Annotated in this window: 3 protein-coding genes; 2 read left to right on the top strand and 1 reads right to left on the bottom strand. The window is 68.9% G+C overall.

Going from position 1 to position 2433, the window contains the following annotated elements; genetic code table 11:
• Nucleotides 1–323 precede the first annotated feature (323 nt).
• Nucleotides 324–902: a TetR/AcrR family transcriptional regulator gene (locus tag ACZ5NH_RS45405; protein ID WP_388631174.1), complete on the bottom strand. Its 579-nt coding sequence runs from the start codon at nt 900–902 to the stop codon at nt 324–326.
• 91 nt (nt 903–993) lie between these two features.
• Between ACZ5NH_RS45405 and ACZ5NH_RS45400 the strand changes: the two genes are divergently transcribed.
• Nucleotides 994–1440, top strand: coding sequence for an anthrone oxygenase family protein (locus ACZ5NH_RS45400; protein ID WP_388631176.1), 447 nt, complete (start codon nt 994–996; stop codon nt 1438–1440).
• Between the two features lie 327 nt (nt 1441–1767).
• Entirely contained in the window at nt 1768–2193 is a 426-nt protein-coding gene (locus ACZ5NH_RS45395; RefSeq protein WP_468784343.1) for a DUF4267 domain-containing protein, read from the top strand.
• Nucleotides 2194–2433 lie beyond the last annotated feature (240 nt).

Here is a 2433-nt window from a genome sequence, read left to right as displayed (position 1 = left end):
CGCACCCACTGTGACGGCCATGGGCCGCCCTTCGCCAGCTCTCCCCAAAGGACAACCCACAGGCACCCCGGACTTCTTCAGGGGCAAGTAGCTAGGTGCCGACGCGCCCGCCCTGCCGCCCGGGCACCGAGCTGGGCTGCCTCGACTAGGCGCGTATCGGGTCGTGATCCATGAGCATCGCAGCTTCCGGGACGGGTGCCCGTCTGGGGTACGGGGCACGGCGGTCTGCGGCTCCGCCATGTGGGCGCGAGTGACCGGAAGCGTTGCCGCAGGCAGGCAACGGGGCCCGAGGGCTCCGGCTGCGTGCCCGCCGGGATGGTGTGTCAGAGCTTGGCGAGCCGGTCCACCAGCAGCTCCAGCCTCGGCTCGGCGTCCTTGGGCAGCAGGCGGCCGGCTCGGGTCAGGGTGGCCAGCCCGTGCAGGGCCGCCCAGAACACCTCGGTGAACAGCCCCGGGTGGACGCCGTCCCCGGCGACCTCGGCGAGGCACTCGAGCAGGGCGGCGAAGGCGTCCTTCAGTGGCTCCGGGGTGTCCTCCTGCGCGTACGCCAGGCCACCGTCGAGCTGGAACAAGGCGTCGTAGACCGCCGGATTGCGCTCGGCGAAGTCGAGGTAGGCGCGGGCGAGGGCGGTGACCCGGGTGCGAGTTCCGTCCGCGGCGGAGGTCGCGGCCCGCAGCGCAGCGGCCATCTCCGTGGCGCCCTGAAGGGCGACGGCGCCGATGATCTCGCGCTTGCCGCGGAAGTGGCTGTAGAGGACGGGCTGGCTGTATTCGATGCGCTCGGCGAGCCGGCGGGTGGTGACCGCGTCCCAGCCCTGCTGCTCGGCGAGTTCGCGGGCCGTCGCCACGATGAGGCGCTCGCGCTCCGCCCGTTCGCGCTGCTTGCGTTCCTGTACCGACATAAATCAATCCTAGCATCACTAGACAATCGAGCGGCAGCAGCACTAGCGTTGCCTCATCAGCTAGCGACGCTAGTTCAACGGAGGGATCGTCATGCTCAACGCACTCGAGGTCGTCACCACCGTGATCGTCGGTCTGATGGTGGGGGTGGAGTTCTCCGTGGCCTTCATCATGAACCGGATCCTGGACGCGCTTCCCGAGGAAAGCGGCCAGCTCGGCCACGCCCACGGCGGCCGGATGCTCGGCGCCCTGATGCCGTTCTGGTACATAGGCTCGCTCGTCCTCAGCGCGATCTGGGCCGTCGCCGGATGGCACCACCACGGCGCCGGACTCGTCGTCACCGCCGCCGGCCTGCTGATCCTCAGCGTGGTCATGTCGATGCTGCTGCTCGTCCCGATCAACAACCGAAACAAGACCTGGACCCCCGACAACCGGCCCGCCGACTGGAAGCAACAGCTGCACCGCTGGAACCGCTACCACTACGTCCGCGTCGCCGTCATCATCGCCGCCTTCACCCTGCTGGTCGCCGCCCTCGCCTGATACCACCGCTGCCCCGACACGCACTGGTTCGCCCCTGTATATCGACGGCTTTCGCCCCGCCGGGGTGAGCCCCGAGAGGGCTTCGGATTTCTGACCCCGCGGGCCGACGCCGCGCCGGAGGCGCGCAATCCCCACTCCCCCGGGGGGCGGCTGACCACCGAAATCCCGACATCCGGGGGTGCAGCTGCCGCTCAAATCCCACAACGGCGATCCCGGCAACCTACGCCCCTCGATCAGCCGCGTCCACGCGGCCTGATCAGGCCCCACACGACTCACCGGGCCCCACGAAGCTCACCAAGCTGACGAAGACGTGCAAGGAGAAGAACCATGTCGCTGAAGAAGATCAACACCGTCCTGGTCGCCGCCTTCATCCTCTTCATCCTCTGGTTCGGGATGGAGTTCATCCTGAGCCCGGAGACGACGGCGCCGGGCTTCGGCCTGCCGAGCTGGCCGTCCGGCGATGGCGACGGCTTCCTGATCATCAAGGGAATCCGCGACGTCGTCTTGGCCCTGGTCCTGGGCATTCTGCTGGTGACGGGCCACCGCCGGGCGCTGGGCTGGGTACTGCTGGTCGAGGCCCTCGCCGCGTACGGCGACATGGCCAACGTGCTGGCCCACCACGGCTCCGTGGCCACCGCGCTCGGCGTCCACTGCCTGACCGCGACACTGATGGTGGTCAACGGCCTGCTGATAATGCGCGAGACCCGCAAGGTCGCAGCCGCTCCGGCAACACCCGCCACGCAGCCCGCCTAACGCCACCTTGGCGCGTGTCGGTGTTCACCTGTCAGCGCCTGCCGGGAAAGGCGAGGCGCACGGTCTTCTTCCCAGTGGGCGGCGGCCTGGTCCCGTTTCTCCGGGATGGCGCAGCGCAGCCCCCCTGCCTCGATTCCCAAAACGGTGGCGAGCTCAAGCGGTCAGCGCATCACTGCTGTTCAGGAGGTCAGCGTAGACCTCTGCCGGAGTGCGGTAGCCGTGGGTCTTGCGCGGACGGTG

It is taken from the genome of Streptomyces sp. NPDC031426, assembly GCF_055581585.1.
This window is presented reverse-complemented; position numbering and strand designations above follow the sequence as displayed.